This window comes from Halomonas sp. KX33721, from assembly GCF_001596805.1.
In the GTDB taxonomy this organism is placed as follows: domain Bacteria; phylum Pseudomonadota; class Gammaproteobacteria; order Pseudomonadales; family Halomonadaceae; genus Vreelandella; species Vreelandella aquamarina.
Genome location: NZ_LVIA01000013.1, coordinates 1 through 17,597 on the forward strand (window position 1 = coordinate 1; position 17,597 = coordinate 17,597).

27 protein-coding genes are annotated in these 17,597 nt (G+C 54.9%); 18 read left to right on the forward strand and 9 right to left on the reverse strand.

Annotated elements, in window-relative coordinates; all coding sequences use genetic code 11:
* Positions 1-121: 121 nt before the first annotated feature.
* The 10 genes from A3220_RS04685 (at position 122) to A3220_RS04725 (ending at position 5,077) form a co-directional block, all read left to right on the forward strand.
* Positions 122-421, forward strand: coding sequence for a helix-turn-helix domain-containing protein (locus tag A3220_RS04685; protein ID WP_062373489.1), 300 nt, complete (start codon positions 122-124; stop codon positions 419-421).
* 472 nt (positions 422-893) lie between these two features.
* The gene (locus tag A3220_RS04690; protein WP_062359347.1) at positions 894-1,514 is read left to right on the forward strand and encodes a hypothetical protein; all 621 of its coding nucleotides are present in this window, start codon (positions 894-896) and stop codon (positions 1,512-1,514) included.
* 84 nt (positions 1,515-1,598) lie between these two features.
* Positions 1,599-2,294: a hypothetical protein gene (locus A3220_RS17510; protein WP_217284266.1), complete on the forward strand. Its 696-nt coding sequence runs from the start codon at positions 1,599-1,601 to the stop codon at positions 2,292-2,294.
* The gene (locus A3220_RS17515) at positions 2,291-2,845 is read left to right on the forward strand and encodes a hypothetical protein (RefSeq protein WP_217284267.1); all 555 of its coding nucleotides are present in this window, start codon (positions 2,291-2,293) and stop codon (positions 2,843-2,845) included. Before A3220_RS17510 ends, A3220_RS17515 begins: the two co-directional genes overlap by 4 nt.
* Before the next feature lie 175 nt (positions 2,846-3,020).
* A complete protein-coding gene (locus A3220_RS16775) occupies positions 3,021-3,314 on the forward strand; it encodes a BrnT family toxin (protein ID WP_074210915.1) in 294 nt (97 codons plus the stop codon).
* Positions 3,292-3,516 (forward strand): BrnA antitoxin family protein, encoded by a 225-nt coding sequence (locus A3220_RS04705; protein WP_074210914.1) that lies wholly within the window; start codon positions 3,292-3,294, stop codon positions 3,514-3,516. The genes A3220_RS16775 and A3220_RS04705 overlap by 23 nt, the downstream gene beginning before the upstream one ends.
* 155 nt (positions 3,517-3,671) lie before the next feature.
* Entirely contained in the window at positions 3,672-3,944 is a 273-nt protein-coding gene (locus tag A3220_RS04710; protein ID WP_054640921.1) for a ribbon-helix-helix protein, CopG family, read from the forward strand.
* On the forward strand, positions 3,941-4,222 hold the full coding sequence (locus A3220_RS04715) for a type II toxin-antitoxin system RelE/ParE family toxin (RefSeq protein ID WP_054640922.1): 282 nt from the start codon (positions 3,941-3,943) through the stop codon (positions 4,220-4,222). Before A3220_RS04710 ends, A3220_RS04715 begins: the two co-directional genes overlap by 4 nt.
* A 133-nt stretch (positions 4,223-4,355) precedes the next feature.
* On the forward strand, positions 4,356-4,658 hold the full coding sequence (locus A3220_RS04720; RefSeq protein ID WP_054640923.1) for a hypothetical protein: 303 nt from the start codon (positions 4,356-4,358) through the stop codon (positions 4,656-4,658).
* 131 nt (positions 4,659-4,789) lie between these two features.
* Entirely contained in the window at positions 4,790-5,077 is a 288-nt protein-coding gene (locus tag A3220_RS04725) for a hypothetical protein (protein ID WP_062359341.1), read from the forward strand.
* Positions 5,078-5,162: 85 nt separating this feature from the next.
* Here A3220_RS04725 and A3220_RS04730 read toward each other — a convergent pair whose 3' ends face one another.
* Positions 5,163-5,477, reverse strand: coding sequence for a type II toxin-antitoxin system RelE/ParE family toxin (locus A3220_RS04730; protein WP_044630801.1), 315 nt, complete (start codon positions 5,475-5,477; stop codon positions 5,163-5,165).
* A gap of 2 nt (positions 5,478-5,479) precedes the next feature.
* Entirely contained in the window at positions 5,480-5,716 is a 237-nt protein-coding gene (locus tag A3220_RS18145) for an addiction module protein (protein ID WP_054640924.1), read from the reverse strand.
* Positions 5,717-5,920: 204 nt separating this feature from the next.
* Between A3220_RS18145 and A3220_RS04740 the strand changes: the two genes are divergently transcribed.
* Together A3220_RS04740 and A3220_RS04745 are read left to right on the forward strand one after the other, a co-directional pair.
* Positions 5,921-6,163: a type II toxin-antitoxin system Phd/YefM family antitoxin gene (locus A3220_RS04740; protein WP_044627930.1), complete on the forward strand. Its 243-nt coding sequence runs from the start codon at positions 5,921-5,923 to the stop codon at positions 6,161-6,163.
* On the forward strand, positions 6,160-6,423 hold the full coding sequence (locus tag A3220_RS04745) for a Txe/YoeB family addiction module toxin (protein ID WP_062373491.1): 264 nt from the start codon (positions 6,160-6,162) through the stop codon (positions 6,421-6,423). Before A3220_RS04740 ends, A3220_RS04745 begins: the two co-directional genes overlap by 4 nt.
* Positions 6,424-6,430: 7 nt before the next feature.
* On the opposite strand, the gene A3220_RS04750 is transcribed toward A3220_RS04745, so the two are convergent.
* From A3220_RS04750 to tnpB, 3 genes are read right to left on the reverse strand one after another with little or no spacing between them, the layout of a single operon-like run.
* Positions 6,431-6,685: a Txe/YoeB family addiction module toxin gene (locus A3220_RS04750; RefSeq protein WP_008938367.1), complete on the reverse strand. Its 255-nt coding sequence runs from the start codon at positions 6,683-6,685 to the stop codon at positions 6,431-6,433.
* Positions 6,682-6,933 (reverse strand): type II toxin-antitoxin system prevent-host-death family antitoxin, encoded by a 252-nt coding sequence (locus A3220_RS04755; RefSeq protein WP_044627927.1) that lies wholly within the window; start codon positions 6,931-6,933, stop codon positions 6,682-6,684. Before A3220_RS04755 ends, A3220_RS04750 begins: the two co-directional genes overlap by 4 nt.
* Positions 6,934-6,989: 56 nt before the next feature.
* Positions 6,990-7,235 carry an IS66 family insertion sequence element accessory protein TnpB gene (gene tnpB / locus A3220_RS16780; protein ID WP_074211298.1) on the reverse strand — a complete coding sequence of 82 codons (246 nt, stop codon included), beginning with the start codon at positions 7,233-7,235 and terminating at the stop codon, positions 6,990-6,992.
* Between the two features lie 38 nt (positions 7,236-7,273).
* On the opposite strand from tnpB, the gene A3220_RS04765 reads away from it, so the two are divergent.
* Positions 7,274-8,683: a mannose-1-phosphate guanylyltransferase/mannose-6-phosphate isomerase gene (locus A3220_RS04765; RefSeq protein ID WP_062373493.1), complete on the forward strand. Its 1,410-nt coding sequence runs from the start codon at positions 7,274-7,276 to the stop codon at positions 8,681-8,683.
* A 10-nt stretch (positions 8,684-8,693) separates the two neighbouring features.
* Here A3220_RS04765 and A3220_RS04770 read toward each other — a convergent pair whose 3' ends face one another.
* The 4 genes from A3220_RS04770 to A3220_RS04785 all read right to left on the reverse strand — a co-directional run bounded on the left by A3220_RS04770 (position 8,694) and on the right by A3220_RS04785 (position 10,892).
* Positions 8,694-9,044 carry a DUF4870 domain-containing protein gene (locus tag A3220_RS04770; protein WP_044627925.1) on the reverse strand — a complete coding sequence of 117 codons (351 nt, stop codon included), beginning with the start codon at positions 9,042-9,044 and terminating at the stop codon, positions 8,694-8,696.
* 12 nt (positions 9,045-9,056) lie between these two features.
* Positions 9,057-9,989 (reverse strand): lysophospholipid acyltransferase family protein, encoded by a 933-nt coding sequence (locus A3220_RS04775; RefSeq protein ID WP_058576949.1) that lies wholly within the window; start codon positions 9,987-9,989, stop codon positions 9,057-9,059.
* A 3-nt stretch (positions 9,990-9,992) separates the two neighbouring features.
* Positions 9,993-10,388, reverse strand: a complete 396-nt coding sequence (locus A3220_RS04780) for a DUF4870 domain-containing protein (protein ID WP_044627923.1) — start codon at positions 10,386-10,388, stop codon at positions 9,993-9,995.
* 120 nt (positions 10,389-10,508) lie between these two features.
* Positions 10,509-10,892, reverse strand: coding sequence for a glyoxalase/bleomycin resistance/extradiol dioxygenase family protein (locus tag A3220_RS04785; protein ID WP_062373496.1), 384 nt, complete (start codon positions 10,890-10,892; stop codon positions 10,509-10,511).
* Between the two features lie 39 nt (positions 10,893-10,931).
* On the opposite strand from A3220_RS04785, the gene A3220_RS04790 reads away from it, so the two are divergent.
* The 5 genes from A3220_RS04790 (at position 10,932) to A3220_RS04810 (ending at position 17,588) form a co-directional block, all read left to right on the forward strand.
* Entirely contained in the window at positions 10,932-11,570 is a 639-nt protein-coding gene (locus A3220_RS04790; protein ID WP_062373500.1) for a class I SAM-dependent methyltransferase, read from the forward strand.
* 135 nt (positions 11,571-11,705) lie between these two features.
* Positions 11,706-13,076 (forward strand): MFS transporter, encoded by a 1,371-nt coding sequence (locus A3220_RS04795; RefSeq protein ID WP_062373503.1) that lies wholly within the window; start codon positions 11,706-11,708, stop codon positions 13,074-13,076.
* A gap of 116 nt (positions 13,077-13,192) precedes the next feature.
* Positions 13,193-14,989 (forward strand): acyl-CoA dehydrogenase, encoded by a 1,797-nt coding sequence (locus A3220_RS04800; protein ID WP_062373516.1) that lies wholly within the window; start codon positions 13,193-13,195, stop codon positions 14,987-14,989.
* 107 nt (positions 14,990-15,096) lie between these two features.
* Positions 15,097-16,743: an acyl-CoA synthetase gene (locus A3220_RS04805; RefSeq protein ID WP_062373520.1), complete on the forward strand. Its 1,647-nt coding sequence runs from the start codon at positions 15,097-15,099 to the stop codon at positions 16,741-16,743.
* Entirely contained in the window at positions 16,740-17,588 is an 849-nt protein-coding gene (locus A3220_RS04810; protein ID WP_039176547.1) for a 3-hydroxybutyryl-CoA dehydrogenase, read from the forward strand. The genes A3220_RS04805 and A3220_RS04810 overlap by 4 nt, the downstream gene beginning before the upstream one ends.
* Positions 17,589-17,597 lie beyond the last annotated feature (9 nt).

Here is a 17,597-nt window from a genome sequence, read left to right on the forward strand (position 1 = left end):
CGAGTCATTTACTTCACCAAGTTGGCAAATGGTGAGATCTGGTTATTGGTGATCTACAAGAAAGCCGTCAGGGGCAATATACCCGCTCATATCCTGAAGTCGATTCGTGAGGTATTGGAAAATGAGTGACGAGACACTAAGTGCTGAGGAGCTTGGCAACAAGTTGCTTCAGTCTGTTAAAGAAATGAAAGCGGGCAAAACTGCACGAGTCAGTCGTGTTGAGCCTAACGAGGTGGCAGAGGCTCGAGGCAAAACCGGACTGACTCAGGTCGAGTTTGCTGAGGTACTGCATATTTCCGCGCGAACCCTGCAGGAGTGGGAGCAAGGTCGACGTGAACCCTCTGGTCCAGCAAAAGCGCTCATTGAGATTGCTTCCCGTCATCCCGAGGTCATTCGAGAAGGCCTCGAGCTACGGGGTTAACAAGCGGCTGTTGTCGGACGCGCCTACGCTGCGCTCCGGCACGCCGCAAAGCCGGGCGTTAGTTGTATGGCAGCTTTTAGAGCCTAAGTACGGGTCTGTACCGCGCTAGCACACGGTACGTAGAGGAGAGTGGTGACCAAATGGCAATAGTAATTTATGTTTTGGCAGGCATCTCAATTTTGTTGGCTTTAGGCGGTTTGTCTGCATATGCGAAAACTAAGCATATAGGGCTGTTGCTGTCGTCAATCGTATCTATAGGATTTTCGGTCCTGGCGATAGTCCTTGTTCACTGGTGGCCACTCATCGTAGGTTTCGGTATCAATATTGGTTTGCGAATGCTGGGCCTTGATCCCAGTTCTCGGCGATAGTTACAACTAACAAACCAAGGCAGTGGGACATATTTTTGCTTCGCTGCGCTCAAAGCGCAAAAATATGCCCCTGATTGGGGGCGTTAGCTGTCGGAGAAGAGTGAATGACTCTACAAAATAGAATAGACCCTTGGGGAAATTTGGTTGCTGTCAAAGCAAGAGGTGAGTTTCTTGGAAACAGGGGAATCCTACATGATAACGACAAGAATATTGTTAAGCCTTGGGCACACAAAAATTGGGTAACTTGTGAACTCAGTTTTAAAGGGATAAAGCGCAAGTTATTCGGACAAAATAGTTACTCTGAACTATTTTTCTTGGATGAGGCAACGGCACTTGCAGCGGGGCATCGGCCTTGTGCTCATTGTAGGCGTCAGAGATATAACGAATTTAAAAACTTGTGGCTTAAATGCAAAACTGATCTTAAGTCTATATCCGTTTCAGAAATCGATAAGCAGTTACATGCGGAGCGAGCAGCTCGCGGAGGAGTAAAGGTCAAACATTCTTGCGCTTTCGAAAAGCTTCCCGATGGCGCATTTATTGAAATAGGTGGCGAGGCATTCCTGTTTTGGAAAGGTAAGCTTAAGGAATGGTCATTTGACGGCTATGTTAGTAGCATTTCCCTACCAGCAAAAGATGAGGTGGTCACATTACTTACACCGCCGTCAATTGTAGAGTTGTTAAGCAACGGTTTTGTGCCGCAGGTCCATGATTCAGCAATCAGCTAACAAGCACAGCCAGCAGGACAAACATTCCGCTGCGCTCCATGTTTGCCTCTGCTGTGGGCGTTATGTGCCAAAAATGAGGAAAATATGAATAGTGACTTAAACGACTTAATTGACAAGTACCGGTCTGACAATGAATCCGTATTCAATACGTGGTTTATTAATAATGACGAAAGACTAAAAGCCTTTCGTTCAATACGCCGTGGTGTTCAAAGTGTAATCAATGATATTAAAAATAAGGAATTTGGGAATGACTACAAAGGTTCATCGTTAGAGTTTGTTTTAAACTGTATCACAGAACAAAAACAAGTTTTCATTGGAGCATCGCATGCTTTTTACTGGAAACCAAAGTTAAGAATTCCAGACATTTATGAAAATGAAGAAAATAAAATGTCTTTTGGTCAATTTCTTGAAAATTGCTTCGCAGCCAAAAATGAAGAGCAAATCCTAAAGGAAATAATCAACCTAGATGAGAAGAAAATAAAGGGTCTTGGTCCGGCAGTGGCAAACATTTTATATTTCCTTCATCCTGAAATAATCCCTCCATTTAATACAGCAATAGTCAATGGTTTTAATCATTTATTCAAAGAAAAAGTTAAACTTGGTTCCTGGACTGAATACCTTCGTATGCGTGAGGTCATTTTACAAAAAAACAATAAGCATAAAAAATCACTGTCAAAAGATTTAGGTGCAATTTCAGGCTTGCTGTTTGACATTGGTGTAAAAAAAAATAATGGTTGGCGACGAAGGAAGTCTTTCGGAAAAAGAAAAAGCAAAGATTGAAAACCTTCTCAAAAAAAAGGCACAAAGAAGTAACCAGTGAAAGAGAGCAAGAAAACTTGCATACTGAAATGCAATACCATTTATTGAAGATCGGAAAAGCTTTAGGGTATCAAGTAATTAGTGCTTCTAATGATCGTTCTAGAAATTTTCAAGGAAAAAACTTTTCATCCTTGTGCCTCCCTTGTTTCCCTGAAATTAATGTAGAAAAAGAAACAAAAAATACAATTGCATTAATCGATGTAATTTGGTTTGAAAATAATACAAAGAATATTGTTTGCGCTTTTGAAGTTGAAAAAAGTACCTCAATCTATTCGGGAATACTCAGGCTGACTGACCTATATCACTCGTTTCCAGAAAACCCTTCCTCTTTATTTTTAATAATACCTGACAATAGAGAAAAAGAGCTGTTGCTACAGTTAAGCAGGCCATCAATTAAATCCAACGGAACTAAAATTCACTATATTAAATTTTCAGTCCTGAAAGAAAATTGCGAAGCAATCTGTAAGTTTGGAACAGGAAAAGAAACTCTACTAAAAATAGCGAACCAATAAGAACAGGCACATAACAAACTAATCAACCGGACGGAAAATACGTCTGTGCTAAATTGAAAAGCAAAACCAAATTGCGGTGGTGTTCGGGCCGTTCGTCGCCGCCGGTTATCATGAACCGTTAACAGTATCTAGGCTGGTGCCTTGACAATAATTATTATGTAACTACAATGTAGTTATGAGCCATTATTCCTTTGACTGGGATCCTCGCAAGGATGCCGCTAATCGCAAGAAGCATGACGTCTCGTTCCAGGAGGCCAAAACTGCCTTTACGGATGAGTTCGCACGTCTCATAGCTGACCCAGACCATTCTGAAGAGGAGGACCGGTTCATTCTCCTCGGTACAAGCATTCATTCTCGCTTACTGGTGGTGTGCCACTGCGTTAGGGACGGTGAGGTTATTCGAATTATCTCCGCCCGTAAGGCAAATAGGCGAGAACGAAATACTTATGAAGGGTACAGACATGCGTGATCATTACGATTTTTCCGAATCCGTCAAGAGTCCATACGCCAAGAAGCTCAAGAAGCAGGTTACGATCCGGCTGGATGAAGATACCGTTGCGTACTTTAAGAATCTTGCTGAGCAAAAAGACCTACCTTATCAGAGTCTTATCAACCTCTACCTACGTGATTGCGCTCAGTCACACAAAGATCTGAAAATTGAGTGGAAGTGAACTGTTAACAAGCGGCTTCTGGCGGACAGGCCAAAGCTCCGGCCAAAAAACGGCCTCCACTTTGCCCTGCCGCAGAGCCGGGCGTAAAATTTTTTGCCTAACCTCGCAGACTATGCTGTAATACGTTGTAGTCACTAGGTATGAGGGGCATAGTCATGAGCGTCACCACAGTTCGCCTTCAAGCAGAAGTTGAACAGCATCTGGAAGCAATCGCCAGCAGGCTACACCGTAGCAAAGGCTGGGTAATTAACCAGGCATTGTCGGAATACATAGAAAAGCAGCAGCTTGAGCAAGAGCGGTGGAAACAAACGTTAGAGGCAATGGAGTCTGCTGCCCAAGGCAAGGTTGTTGATGCCAGCGAGGTCCACAGTTGGCTTAATAGCTGGGGAACCGAAAACGAGCAAGATGCGCCGAGGTCAGGTAAGTGAAACTGGTTTACACCGACGAAGCCGTTGAAGACTTGAAGCGCCTAAGGGAGTTTATCGCCGTTCACAGCCCCTCTGCGGCAGGCAGGATAGCCACAGAACTGGTTAGCAAAATCGAATTACTACCAGGCTTCCCCAGAATGGGAACACCGGTTGAAATGGCACCGGTACCGGATTCCATCCGCGACATGGTCTTTGGCAAATACGTTGTTCGCTATTCCGTACATGTGAGCGCCATCATTATTCTAAGGGTATGGCACGAGCTGGAAGGTGAACGATAGCAATTTAATCAGCCGCTGTTGTCGGACAGTTTTTCCACCGCTGCGCGGTTCCAAACCTGCCGCAAAGCTTCGCGTTAGACTTGCAAGAGAACATCGCGCATCGTGATGTCGTTTTAACAACCGGAGACATGCCATGGTCAAAGTAGCCTTGTTCGTTCGCCTTGAAGCGAAACCCGGAAAAGAGAAAGAGGTTGAGAACTTCCTTGTGAGTGGCCTTCCCATCGTCAATGAGGAGCCTGACACCACTGCGTGGTTTGGCATTCGCCTTGGACCAAGCACTTTCGGAATCTTTGATGCTTTCCCGGATGAAGCGGGTCGGCAGGCCCATCTCTCCGGCAAGGTCGCAGCCGCGTTGATGGAAAAGGCAGGTGAGTTGTTCTCCGAGCCCCCGTCCATAGAAAACGTTGATGTACTTGCGGCAAAGCTACCTGGCTAGCAAGCCTAACAATTCGTTCAAGCCGAGACCGCTTCGCGGCCTCGGCTTGGTGCCGTGGTATCGTTGCACCCGCCTCGGCCGCGTGCGCGGTCCGGCTTAACTCAGGTGTTAACTGCCAAAAGGAATATGCCATGTACAAGGAGTTTGAAAATCCGCTTCCGCCTAAATTCGGCCGAATGTTTGTCGGCAACGATGCGAAATTGAACCAGGGGCCGCCGAGACCAAATGACACCGTGACGATTCGGGCGGGAGATTCCATAGACTTCTATATCCTTGTCGAAGAATGCGCCCCCGATCTCGTTAGCGGTGAACTAGTGGGTATTGGCCCAGATCCCAGATGGGAATACCAAGGCTGGTCCTATGGAGGCAAGATAAAGGTTCCAGAGTCAGCAGTTACGGCGATAATTCGGGCAGATTAATCAGTTAACCAAGCGGTCAACCGGACCCCAAAAGCGTGCCGCTTTTGGTTCCCTCCGTTGCGCTCCGGCGCCGGTTACCTCAGCGTTAGGGCTTACTGCGTCCCAGCCAATAGCCAGGTTTTCGGGAATGGTGAGCAACCGCAATGACTATAGCCTCTTCTGGCAGTTCAATGGCGACTATATCGTATGGGAAGCGCTCCAGAATCAGGCGTCTTGCACCGGTATCGCCGGCTTCTTTGGGGAGAGGTGATAAAGGGAGGAAGTCTTCTTCAATAACGTCGATAGCTGCATCAACAGCAGCGAAAAACTCGGCTCCGAGTCCAGGCTGCTCATATTCATACCATGCTGCTGCCTCTATCGCTTCCTGCGAGGCCTCTTCCAGTATCCTTACCTTTCGCACTGTTACTGGCCCAACCTCGCTCTCATCTTTGATCGAAATTCTTCACGGCTGAGCAGCGTGGCTTTTCCGCTTTTGACATTGGACACACGGCGAACAATTTCATCGTTCCACGCCTGTTCTACCGAGTCGTCACGGGGGCCGTCCAGACTCATTATGAGCTCCCGAGCCAACGCTGCACGTTCCGACTCGGAGAGAGTCGAAATCTGGGAGCGTAGGTGGTCTAATGTTTCGGTAGCCATGGAGCCTCCGCAAATGACGATACGATTATGCTATCCCTATTCAAAGGCCCTAACAAGACCAGGCACGGCGACGGCTACTACATTCCGGCTTCGCCTACATTCCGTAGCCGCGCATGCTGGCTGGCGTTAGCCAGGGCGCTCGTCTTGACGTACGTACCTATAGGCGTACACTTGGTGAAAAGTTAAACACGCAAGAGGTGCGTCATGGCCGGAATCACAGCAACTGAGGCGCGCAGCAACCTTTATCGGTTGATTGACGAGACCGCCGAGTCCCACCAACCAATCGTCATTATGGGTAAGCGGAATAAAGCTGTTCTGGTATCCGAAGAGGACTGGTCTGCCATTCAGGAAACACTTTACCTGCTCTCCGTGCCAGGTATGCGGGAGTCTATTCGTGAGGGGATGGATACCCCGGTCGAGGAATGCGATGAGGAGCTGGACTGGTGACATGGAAGTTGGTTTACACCAAGCAAGCCCAGAAAGATGCAAAAAAGTTGGCCTCCAGCGGCCTCAAACCAAAAGCCCAGGAACTGTTAGCGTTAATAGCGGAAGATCCTTATCACAAGCCGCCTCCGTTTGAGAAGCTAATTGGTGATCTTGCGGGGACCTATTCGCGCCGCATTAATATTCAGCATCGCCTGGTCTACCAAGTACTGGAGGACGAGCAAGTGGTGAAAGTCCTCAGACTCTGGAGCCACTACGATTAATGCATAATCAGTAGTGATACCGGAGCTGGGCGATAAGCAAAGCGTCATCCGTGACTTTGTAAACTATTCGGTGTTCTTCGTTGATCCGGCGAGACCAGTACCCGGCGAGGCTGTGTTTGAGGGGCTCTGGTTTGCCAACACCTTCGAACGGTTCTCGTTTGGTCTCTTTGATCAGTTTGTTGATTCGGTTAAGTATCTTTTTGTCGGTTTTCTGCCAGTACAGATAGTCTTCCCAGGCGTTCTCGGAGAAGATGAGTTTCATTCAAGAAGTTCCTTTTCTTGACCACCGCCTTGCTCCAGCTCGGCAACGGATTCCAGCAAACGCCGTGCGTTTTTTGGTGCGCGCAGAAGGTATGCAGTCTCTTGCAGCGCCTCGTAGTCCTCTAGGGAGATCATTACCACGGACTGCGACTTGTTCCGGGTGATGATCACAGGGGAATGGTCTTCACAGACCTGCTCCATGGTTTTTGCTAGATTGGTTCTAGCGGCTGTGTAGCTAATGGCATCCATAAGGTTGCTCCTGTACAGGATGTTGACCATGGTCAGGATACTGTACACAGAAAGGTTTAACAATCAGCTGCACAGCGACCGATTTTTCGCCGCTTTGCGGCTCCAAACCGGCGCGTGATCCGGGAGGCGGATAACGGCACCCGGAAGTGCCCCTGCTCCAAGCGCTTGGCCCACAGGCAATAACCGGTGGCGGTAAAATACAGCATCTTCATCTGAGTCTTGCGCCGATTGACAAAGGCGAAATACTGGCTCGCCCGCAGGATGCGCTGCATATGAGCCAGCTGCGCCACTGGCTGCAGCAAGACTTTGGCCCTTCAGCACCATCACCAAGGACGACGCCATGATTCAACCGGTTATTCTGAGCGGTGGCAGCGGCACCCGGCTTTGGCCGCTCTCCCGCGAGCAGATGCCCAAACAGTTTTTGCACTTAACCGGCGAGCAGAGCCTGCTTCAGCAAACGCTCACCCGCCTTGAGGGCTTGACGACGCTACCGCCGATGCTGATAGGCCACCACTCGCACCGGTTCTTAATGGCCGAGCAACTTCGCGAAGTTCAGCAAAAGGGCCAGATCGTACTAGAGCCAGCAGGGCGCAATACCGCCCCGGCGATTGCCTGCGCGGCACTGCTGGCAAGGCAAACGGGCGAAGACCCGCTGCTGCTGGTATTACCTGCAGACCACGTGATAGGCGATGCGCTAGCGTTTACCGATAGCGTGCAGCGTGCTGAACCGCTCGCGGAGCAGGGCTATTTGGTCACCTTTGGCGTGGTGCCGACGCACCCAGAAACCGGCTACGGCTACATTGCCTGTGGCAATGCGCTGGGGGCAGGGCACCATCTGGAGGCGTTCATCGAAAAACCCGCGCTAGAGCGCGCCAAAGCATTGCTTGAGCAGGGCGATACGCTTTGGAATAGCGGTATGTTCTTGCTGCGTGCCTCCCGCTATTTGGCGGAACTTGAACGGCTTCAGCCAGACATGCTGGCCGCCTGCCAAGAAGCCGTAGCCCGCGCCCACCGTGATTTGGATTTTCTGCGCTTGGACGAGCAGGCGTTCCAGCGCTGCCCCAGCGAATCGATCGATTACGCGGTCATGGAGCACTGCTCCCAGGCTGCCGTGGTGCCTTTGGATGCCCAATGGGGCGATATAGGCAGCTTCGATGCGCTGATGGCGACCCATACGCCTGATACAGCGGGCAATGTGGTCACCGGGGATGGGGTGTTGAGCGATACTCAGCGCTCGTTAGTGGTAGCGAACCACCGATTGGTGGCCACACTTGGCGTTGAAGACCTGATCGTGGTGGAAACCTCGGACAGTGTACTGGTGGCCCATCGCGACAAGGCGCAGGGCGTTAAGCAGCTCGTCGCGGCGCTGACCCAGGCTGGGCGCAGCGAGCCGCATACCTCGCCGCAGGTACACCGCCCTTGGGGCAGCTTTCAAGCCATGAACAGCGGCGAGCGCTACCAAGTGAAGCATATTACCGTGCGCCCTGGGGCGCGGCTTTCGCTACAGCGCCACCACCACCGCGCGGAGCACTGGGTGGTGGTCAGCGGCACGGCTAAGGTGACGCTGGATGAACGCACGTTTTTGGTCAGCGAGAACCAGTCCACTTACATCCCCATTGGCGCACTGCACCGTTTGGAGAACCCGGGCAAAATCCCACTGGAGCTGATCGAGGTACAGTCCGGCAGTTACCTGGGCGAGGATGATATCGAACGGTTGGATGACGTGTACGCTCGCCACAGCGATGAGTAATTGAGTGCACTTACCAGAGCCAGCTACCGGGCCGTGCCGGTGGCTGGCCTTTACGCACCGCCACCCAACCGATAATGCAGCGCACGCCTAGCCATACCACCAGCAGCGGCCAGAGTAGCGTCCCGATAAAGATCAGGCTCAGGGTAAACGTGACGATAAAGTAGAGGCTGCCGATCCAGAACGTGCGGATGAGGTAGCGGTAGTGGGCCTGTAGCCAAGGCGCTGCTTCTTTGCGATAGACATAGGCGATAATCACACCGATCAATAGCGTGACATTAGCCGTGACCAGCCCTGCTAAATAGAGGGCATAAATAATTTGCGTGGGACGCGTATCCTGTTTGGGGAGGTACTGCTCAGTCATGCCCATCCTCACTTAATAGAGACGGAAATCGTTGGCGTTAGGCAGCCCTTGCTGCTCTTCCACCACTTTGCGGTAGCGTTTGTACTCCCACTGATACTGCGCCGGATCCAGGGCAATGGAGGCTTCAACGCTGGCATTCACGCCGGTAGCTGACTCTGTATCATCAGCGCTATACACCCGCTCGTCAGCGTCTAGGAAGTGGATCTCGAAGCCTTTGCCAGGAATACGCAGGGCCACACCGGTGACCACCCGTGCCTGTGTGCGCGCCACCAGCTTGGGTAACAGCGTCGCGGTATAGGAATCGCGGCCATAGAACGGCGCAAACACGCCGCTACCCCAGTCCGGCTCTTGGTCCGGCAAAATACCAATGGCCTCGCTACGTTTCAGCGCTTTGAGCAGCGCCGCCACGCCCCGTGGGTTAGTGGGCACGAGCTTTGCCCCCATGCGCTCGCGGCCATGGCGGATAATCGGCTCCAGCTCTGTGATTTTGGGCGGCTCGTACATAGCGGTAAACGGAAAGTGGCTGGAAAGCCAAAAGTTCAGCACTTCCCAGTTTCCAAAGTGAGGAGCAAGCACGATCACGCCGCGCCCCTCGGCCCGGGCGCTATCCAGCTTGTCGCGGCCATGTACCGCTAGAATGCTGGCTTCTACCTTCTCGGGCGGGGCCATCCAGGCGTGACCGAGTTCCAGCATCGTCGCGGTGGAGTGCTGTAGGCTCTGTTTGGCCAGGGATTGCCGTTGATTGGCAGGCGCGTCGGGGTAGACCACCTTCAGATTGATCTCGGTTACCTTGCGCTCGCGTTTGCTAAAGCGATACACCTGCGGGCCGACCAGAGCCGCAATGCGCCAGAGCCAGCGCACCGGCCAGCGGGAGAGCGTGCGCCATAGCGTTGCAATGGCACGGGCTTGAAAGCGCGATGCAGGGGGAGTTGCCTGTTCGGTCATGGGTTACAGTAGCCAGCTATCGACATTGGAGGGCGCGCGCTTCTCCTGCAGCCCTTTAAAGCCCTTTACGCAGCGCACGATAAACCACACGACCAACGCCAACAGCATGGGGAAGCCAACAAGAATCAGGGTAAGCAGCGTAGCGATACTGCCGTAGAGCAGGCCAATCCAGAAGGTGCGGATCTGATAGCGGTAGTGCTCATCTAGCCATACTGGACCTTTGCCGCGGTAGACATAAGCAATAATCACGCCGATTAGTGACGTAAAACCCAACACAAAGCTTGCCAGGTAGAGAGCGTAAATCACCATGGCCATGGTGGTGTCTGGGGCGGGGGAGGTCTCTTCCGACGAAGTGTGGTGGTTAACCACTTCGCCTTCCAATGGGGCGTCATCACGCATGGGCGTACCTTTTCTATTCAGTTTAATTCGAGCATCCTGCGGACACCTTCTCTGCGCGCTATGATAGCGTGGGCAGTGCGACTTATCACCCGCAGGCCACCCACGCCTAGGGTTGAGCGCTTAACGCGCTGCCGGGCGGCAGATTTCCAGCAGGTTGCCGTCGGGGTCGCGCAGGTAAAGCGACTCGATGGGGCCGCTGGCACCCTGGCGGGCCACGGGGCCAAGCTCGACCTCGATGGCCAGTGCATCCAGGTGCTGCTTAAACTCGTCCAGCGGTAGCTGGCAGCGCAGGCATAAATCCAGGCTGCCCGGTGTCGGCGTGGCTGAAATGGGCGCGATATCGGTATCGGTTTGGTGCAAGCGCAGGGCCGTGTCACCCAGCATCAAGTCAACGCGCTGAGCGTCCCGATAGCGTACATCCAGGCCTAATACACGAGAGTAAAAATCCACTGCGCGACCCATATCGGTCACGGTAACCACAAGATGATCCAGACCTGAGAGCATGCCTCTTTCCTTAATACAAACGTAAAACCAGAGAATACGATGATGCGACGCTGTCCGCTATGCCACGCGCAGGAGTCTGCGCTGTACCACCAAGACCGTCGCCGTGATTACTACCAGTGTGCCACGTGTGCGCTAGTGTTTGTGCCTAGCGAGCAGCATTTAACCGCTGCCGCCGAAAAAGCCGAGTACGACCAGCACCAAAACTCGCCGCAGGATACGGGATATCGGCGCTTTTTGGGGCGTTTATTTAATCCGTTGGCAACAAAGCTAGCTCCTGGCGCAAGAGGGCTGGATTTTGGCTGCGGCCCTGGGCCAACGCTCTCGGTGATGTTTGAGGAAGCGGGCTTTGATATGGATGTGTATGACATCTTTTACGCGCCCCATGCCGCGAATCTGACTCGCCAGTATGACTTCATTACCGCCACCGAAGTAGTGGAGCACTTGGCGGCACCGGGCGAGGCGCTGAACCAGCGGGTCGCGCAACTGCTACCCGGAGGCTATCTTGGGCTGATGACCAAGCGAGTGACGAGCCAGCAAGCCTTCGCCCGCTGGCACTATATTAACGACCCAACCCACGTGTGCTTTTTTAGTGAAGCGACCTTCCGCTGGTGGGCGGCTGAACAGGGTTTAACAGTCGAATTTACTGGCAACGACGTGGTAATTTTTAGAAAACACTAATCTGCTTGCTATAAGGGCGAAAAAGCATTGACTTTGCGCCTATGGAAGCAATAATTGCGCGCCCGTTTTCTTGCCTGTTTGATGTGATGGCGTGTTAACGGCAACGATTCATCCATTGAGCAAGGTGAGGTACGCATGTCGCGGCAACTGCTGGCCATGGCGTTAGCGCCCCTACTAGGGCTGTTTATTCTTGGGATTGGCAATGGCTTTCTCGCCACGCTGATTACCGTGCGCTTAGACGCAGCAGGTGAATCGGCGACGGTGATCGGGATTGTCTCGTCAGCCTATTTCATCGGCCTGGCCCTGGGGGCCATGTTTAATGATCGCCTGTTGCTGCGCATTGGCCATATTCGTGCTTACGGCAGTTTTGCATCGCTGGTGGCCGTCACCGTGCTGTTGCAGGGGTTGTTCTTCGACCCTTGGGCGTGGTTTGCCCTGCGCCTGGTGGGCGGTTGGGCCACGGTAGGCGTCTATCTGGTCATCGAGAGCTGGCTGTTGACCGCGGGCGACCAGAAAGTGCGTGGCCGCCTGCTGGCACTGTACATGATCTCCCTTTACGCCGCTGGGGTGCTGGGGCAGCTTATGCTCGGTGTCACCAGCGCCATGGGCGACACCGCGCCCTTTATGGTGATTGGCCTGTTGGCGTCGCTCTCGGTACTGCCGATGGCGATGATTCCCCGCGTGTCGCCGCTCATCGAACACGCCGAGCCGCTACCGCCTCTCCGCTTGATTACCATGACACCCACCGGCGTGATGGGCAGTCTAGGTTCCGGCATGGTGGTGGCCGCTGCTTATACGCTGCTGCCGCTTTATCTACAGCGCATTGGTATGAGCGTAAACGAGGTAGGTCAGATGATGGCCGTGCTCGTCCTTGGCGCGATGTTGCTGCAGTACCCCATTGGCCGCTGGTCGGATCGCCATGATCGCCAAATGGTGCTGATTGGTATCAGCGCCTTCTGCGTAGTGATTTCAGCGGCCATGCTGTGGTTGCCGCTCTCCACGCCGCTGCTCGCCGTGCTGCTCTTTTTGCTGGGCGGCGGCGTCTTTGCGCTTTACCCGGTGGCCGTTAGTCATGCCGCCGACCGCGCGCCTGCCGGTGCACTGGTGCGCATGAGCCAAGGCCTTTTGTTGATTAACTCGATTGGTGCCACCATCAGCCCGCTGATGATCTCGCCGGTGATGACCGCCATGGGCGATGCTGGCTTGTTCTGGGCGTTTGGCTCACTGAGTCTATTCTTCGTGCTGTTCTTCGGCTGGCGTCGTAGTGTTCGCCCGGCACCGGTACCGGTGGCACCGTTTACGGCCACTGCGCCGATGACCGCCGCAGGTGCTGAGCTGGTGGTGACCGAGGAGCTGGTACAAGGGGCGCTTGAGCACGAGCACCTGGAAGACCTGTCTGACGTTGTGCCTGAGGTCGACGTGGCCGAACCCGTAGTAGGGCCGCCTCAGGAAGACGAGAGCCATATTACCTATTACGACGATGTAGAAACCGAGGTGCGTCGGTAGGTGAACTGCAATATCGAGTAAGGTGAGACCTTGGGCTAATGGTGTGGCGAAAGTAGGGAAACTACTATCAGCGATAGTGTTTTTACTATTTCACCGCATTTGCCTGGGGTTTTGCCATGAATTATTACGCCGCGCCGGTCCGAGATCTGCGCTTTGTGCTCGAAGAGATGTTAGCGCACCGCTCCTTGGCGTTGCCGGGGTTTGAAGAGGCGACGCCTGATCTCGTCGAGGCTGTGCTGGAAGAGGCTGCGAAACTGGCGGGCGATGTCTGGGGCCCGCTCAACAGCACGGGCGACCGCCAGGGGGCTAAGCGCCATACTGATGGCAGCGTCACCACTCCTGAAGGCTTTGCCGCCGCCTATCAAGCGTATGTGGAGGGCGGCTGGAACGGTATTGGCGTGTCTGAAGAGCTGGGCGGGCAGAACCTACCCGAAGTGGTTGCCAGTGCGGTGCAGGAGATGCTCCACGGCGCGAACATGGCGTTAGGGCTATGCCCGATGCTCACCGCCGGTGCCATCGAGGCGCTGGCCCATCACGGCAGCGATGCCTTAAAAGCGACCTACCTGCCCAAGCTGGTTGAGGGCTCCTGGACCGGCACCATGAACCTCACCGAACCCCAGGCGGGGTCGGACCTCTCCAAAGTGCGCACCAAAGCCGTTCCGGAAGGCGATCACTACCGCATCAGCGGCCAAAAAATCTACATCACCTGGGGCGAGCACGACGCTGCCGAGAACATCATTCACCTCGTCCTTGCCCGCAAGCCCGATGCCCCGGAAGGTAATAAGGGTATTTCGCTGTTCCTGGTTCCCAAATTTCTGGTGAACGACGATGGCTCGCTTGGCGAGCGTAACGACGTCACCTGCGCCTCCATCGAGCACAAGCTCGGCATTCACGGCTCGCCCACTTGCACGCTGAGCTTTGGGGAAAACGGCGGTGCCGTAGGCTATCTGGTGGGGGAGGAGGGGCGCGGGCTCAACCACATGTTCACCATGATGAACGAGGCGCGCCATAAGGTCGGGATCCAAGGGATTGGCGTGGCCGAACGCGCCTGCCAGCACGCCTTGGCCTACGCGAATGACCGCACTCAGGGCCGCTCCCCCAAACAGCGGGGCGGCAGCGAGTGCACCATTAGCGATCACTTTGACGTGCGCCGGATGCTGCTCTCCATGCGTGCCCGTACCGATGCGCTGCGTGCCCTGGCGCTCTACTGTGCCGGGCAGTTAGATATCGCTCGCCGTGCAGAGAGCGACGCCGAACGCCAAGCCGCTCAGGCCTGCGCCGATGTTCTGATCCCGATTGTGAAGAGCTTCTCGACCGACCAAGCGGTGGATATTGCCTCTATGGGCGTGCAGGTGCACGGCGGCATGGGCTACGTGGAAGAGACCGGAGCGGCCCAGCTATTGCGGGATGCGCGCATTGCGCCTATCTATGAAGGCACCAACGGCATTCAAGCGCTGGACTTGGCCGGCCGAAAACTGCAGCGAGACGGGGGGGCGGCACTCTCTGCGCTGATCGATGATGTGCATAAAACGGCCGAAGCGCTGCGGGGTGAAGCGTCGCTGGCCAGCATGGGCAGTGCACTCGCGGCGGGCGCTGACGACTTGCGCGCCGCCATGGCCTTGGTACTGGAGCAGGGCAGCGACCCTGAGCACGGCCCCGATGCCGTACAGGCGTACGCCACGCCGCTGTTGAACCTTGCCGGGCACGTACTGTGCGCTTGGCAAATGGGCATTGCAGCGCTGCATGCCCAACAGGCTGTAGACGGCGGCAGCGATGAGCCGTTTTACCGCGCCAAACTGTGCAGCGCCGAGTTTGCCATTCACCAATGGCTGCCGGTTGGCCGCGCCCAGCATGCCGTGATTGAGGCCGGCTGGCACTGTTTTAGCCAGTTTGACAGCCGCGCCGCTCACTAGCCGTACCGCCGCCTCTTAGGCGGCGGTGTTCATTAGGCATCGCCTATTCGCGAGCGTCGCTCATAATAAAATCGTCAATAATAAAACCGAGAGTGCAGGAACCGATCATGACCTCCATCTTTGAACAAGACTTACCGCCGACCGCTGCCAACCATGTGGCGCTCTCACCGCTCACGTTTATTGAGCGCTCGGCGGCTATTTATCCAGATTACCCGGCCGTGGTGCATGGCCAGACGCGCCGTACTTGGGCAGAGACCTGGGCACGCTGCCGCCAGTTAGCCTCGGCGCTGGAAAAGCGTGGCATTCAACCCGGGCAAACGGTGGCCGCCATGCTGCCCAATATTCCGGCGATGTTCGAGGCCCACTTCGGCGTGCCGCTGGCGGGATGCGTGCTGAATACGCTCAATATTCGCCTCGATGCCGACGCCATTAGCTATATGCTGGCCCACGGCGAAGCCAAGGTGATTCTGGTGGATCCTGAGTTTGCCGAGGTGATTCAAGCGGCGGTGGCCACGTTGGAGAGCAAGCCGCTGATCATCGACGTGGCCGACCCGGAGTTTTTGGGTGAGACCCAAGGCATTGGCGAGTTGGAGTACGAGGCGCTGCTGGCCGAGGGCGACCCTGATTACGCCTACCGGCTGCCCAGCGACGAGTGGCAGGCGATTTCGCTGAACTACACCTCCGGCACCACTGGCAAGCCCAAGGGCGTGGTGTATCACCATCGCGGTGCCTACCTGAACGCGGTGAGTAATATTCTCGAGTGGGCCATGCCCCACCACCCGGTGTATCTGTGGACGCTGCCGATGTTCCACTGCAACGGCTGGTGCTTCCCCTGGACCATTGCCGCCAATGCGGGCGTTAGCGTGTGCCTGCGCAAGGTGGATCCCAAACGCATCACCGACCTGATCGCCGAAGAGGGCGTCACCCACTTCAGCGGCGCGCCGATTGTGCTCAATGGGTTGGTGAACCTACCGGCCGATCAAAAGCGGGTGTTTGATCATCCGGTAAAAGTGACCACCGCCGGTGCCGCGCCGCCCGCCTCGGTGATTGCAGGGGTGGAAAAGCTGGGCATCGAAGTGACCCACGTTTACGGGCTTACCGAGGTGTACGGCCCGGTCACGGTATGTGCTTGGCGCGAGGCGTGGAACGAGCTGCCACTGGAGACCCGTGCCAAAATCAAGGCCCGCCAAGGGGTGCGCTACCACATGCTGGAAGCGCTCTGCGTCGCCGATCCAGTCACGCTGGAACCCGTTGCCAAGGATGGCCAAACCATCGGCGAAATCCTGATGCGCGGCAACAACGTGATGAAGGGATATCTCAAAAACGCCGAGGCCACGGAAAAAGCGCTGGAGGGCGGCTGGTACCACACGGGTGACTTGGCGGTATGGCACGCCGACGGCTATATCGAGATTAAAGACCGCTCGAAAGATATCATCATCTCGGGCGGTGAAAACATCTCCACCATTGAAGTCGAAGATGCCATTTACAGCCATCCAGCGGTGGAAGAGGCCGCCGTGGTCGCGAAGCCGGATGAAAAGTGGGGCGAAACGCCCTGCGCGTTCGTCAAACTGAAAATAGGCTACGGCGAAGTCACCGAGGCGGATATCATTGCCCACTGCCGTAAGCATCTTGCGAGCTTTAAAGTGCCGAAAACGGTGGTTTTTAGCGAACTGCCCAAAACGTCCACGGGCAAAATTCAAAAATTCGTGCTGCGTGAAGAAGCCAGACAGCACCAGTCAGGGGAACAGCAATGAGCGAACAGCGGATTGGCGTGGTAGGCGCAGGCACCATGGGGCAGGGGATTGCTCAAGTGGTGGCCGCCAGTGGCTTTAATGTGCGGCTGTACGATGTCGCCGATGAGCAGCTCACCCGCGCCAAAAATGCGATCGATAAAGGGCTCGAGAAGCTCGTTGCTAAAGAGAAGATGACGGCAGAGGGCAAGCAGGAAGCGCTGGCTCGGCTTTCGACCACCACGGCGCTGGATGCGCTCAGCGACTGCAGCGTGATCATCGAAGCTGCCCCCGAGCAGCCCGCATTGAAAGAGAAGCTGTTTCGGGATCTCAGCCATTTGAGCAGCGACGCTATTCTGGCGTCGAACACGTCGTCTCTATCACTGACTCGACTGGCGGCGGTCTGCGAGCGCCCTGAGCGGGTGGTAGGCATGCACTTCTTCAACCCGGTGCCGGTACTCAAGTTGGTCGAGGTGATCCGCGCCGAGCAGACCTCGGATGCCACCGTAGAGCGCATCGAAGCGCTGACCAAAGCGCTGGGCAAAACCGCAGTGCCGGTGGGCGATGCGCCGGGCTTTGCCGTGAACCGTTTGCTGGTGCCGATGATCAATGAGGCCGCGTTTATCGTGCAGGAAGGCACCGCCACGCCGGAAGCCATCGATGACGCTATGAAACTAGGTGCCGCCCACCCCATGGGGCCGCTGGCGCTGGCGGATTTGATTGGCCTGGATGTGTGCTTGGCGATCATGGAGGTGCTGCAGGAAGGTTTTGGCGATCCCAAGTACCGCCCCTGCCCGCTGCTCAAGCGTATGGTGGCCGCAGGCTACCTGGGCCGTAAGAGCGGCCGTGGGTTCTATATCTACGAGTAGCCAACTACC

Coding starts and splice junctions, on each gene's coding strand:
- A3220_RS04685 (WP_062373489.1), top strand. CDS start 122: ATGAGTGACGAGACACTAAGTGCTGAGGAGCTTGGCAACAAGTTGCTT.
- A3220_RS04690 (WP_062359347.1), top strand. CDS start 894: ATGACTCTACAAAATAGAATAGACCCTTGGGGAAATTTGGTTGCTGTC.
- A3220_RS17510 (WP_217284266.1), top strand. CDS start 1,599: ATGAATAGTGACTTAAACGACTTAATTGACAAGTACCGGTCTGACAAT.
- A3220_RS16775 (WP_074210915.1), top strand. CDS start 3,021: ATGAGCCATTATTCCTTTGACTGGGATCCTCGCAAGGATGCCGCTAAT.
- A3220_RS04705 (WP_074210914.1), top strand. CDS start 3,292: ATGAAGGGTACAGACATGCGTGATCATTACGATTTTTCCGAATCCGTC.
- A3220_RS04710 (WP_054640921.1), top strand. CDS start 3,672: ATGAGCGTCACCACAGTTCGCCTTCAAGCAGAAGTTGAACAGCATCTG.
- A3220_RS04720 (WP_054640923.1), top strand. CDS start 4,356: ATGGTCAAAGTAGCCTTGTTCGTTCGCCTTGAAGCGAAACCCGGAAAA.
- A3220_RS04725 (WP_062359341.1), top strand. CDS start 4,790: ATGTACAAGGAGTTTGAAAATCCGCTTCCGCCTAAATTCGGCCGAATG.
- A3220_RS18145 (WP_054640924.1), bottom strand. CDS start 5,716: ATGGCTACCGAAACATTAGACCACCTACGCTCCCAGATTTCGACTCTC.
- A3220_RS04740 (WP_044627930.1), top strand. CDS start 5,921: ATGGCCGGAATCACAGCAACTGAGGCGCGCAGCAACCTTTATCGGTTG.
- A3220_RS04750 (WP_008938367.1), bottom strand. CDS start 6,685: ATGAAACTCATCTTCTCCGAGAACGCCTGGGAAGACTATCTGTACTGG.
- A3220_RS04755 (WP_044627927.1), bottom strand. CDS start 6,933: ATGGATGCCATTAGCTACACAGCCGCTAGAACCAATCTAGCAAAAACC.
- A3220_RS04765 (WP_062373493.1), top strand. CDS start 7,274: ATGATTCAACCGGTTATTCTGAGCGGTGGCAGCGGCACCCGGCTTTGG.
- A3220_RS04770 (WP_044627925.1), bottom strand. CDS start 9,044: ATGACTGAGCAGTACCTCCCCAAACAGGATACGCGTCCCACGCAAATT.
- A3220_RS04775 (WP_058576949.1), bottom strand. CDS start 9,989: ATGACCGAACAGGCAACTCCCCCTGCATCGCGCTTTCAAGCCCGTGCC.
- A3220_RS04780 (WP_044627923.1), bottom strand. CDS start 10,388: ATGCGTGATGACGCCCCATTGGAAGGCGAAGTGGTTAACCACCACACT.
- A3220_RS04785 (WP_062373496.1), bottom strand. CDS start 10,892: ATGCTCTCAGGTCTGGATCATCTTGTGGTTACCGTGACCGATATGGGT.
- A3220_RS04790 (WP_062373500.1), top strand. CDS start 10,932: ATGATGCGACGCTGTCCGCTATGCCACGCGCAGGAGTCTGCGCTGTAC.
- A3220_RS04795 (WP_062373503.1), top strand. CDS start 11,706: ATGTCGCGGCAACTGCTGGCCATGGCGTTAGCGCCCCTACTAGGGCTG.
- A3220_RS04800 (WP_062373516.1), top strand. CDS start 13,193: ATGAATTATTACGCCGCGCCGGTCCGAGATCTGCGCTTTGTGCTCGAA.
- A3220_RS04805 (WP_062373520.1), top strand. CDS start 15,097: ATGACCTCCATCTTTGAACAAGACTTACCGCCGACCGCTGCCAACCAT.
- A3220_RS04810 (WP_039176547.1), top strand. CDS start 16,740: ATGAGCGAACAGCGGATTGGCGTGGTAGGCGCAGGCACCATGGGGCAG.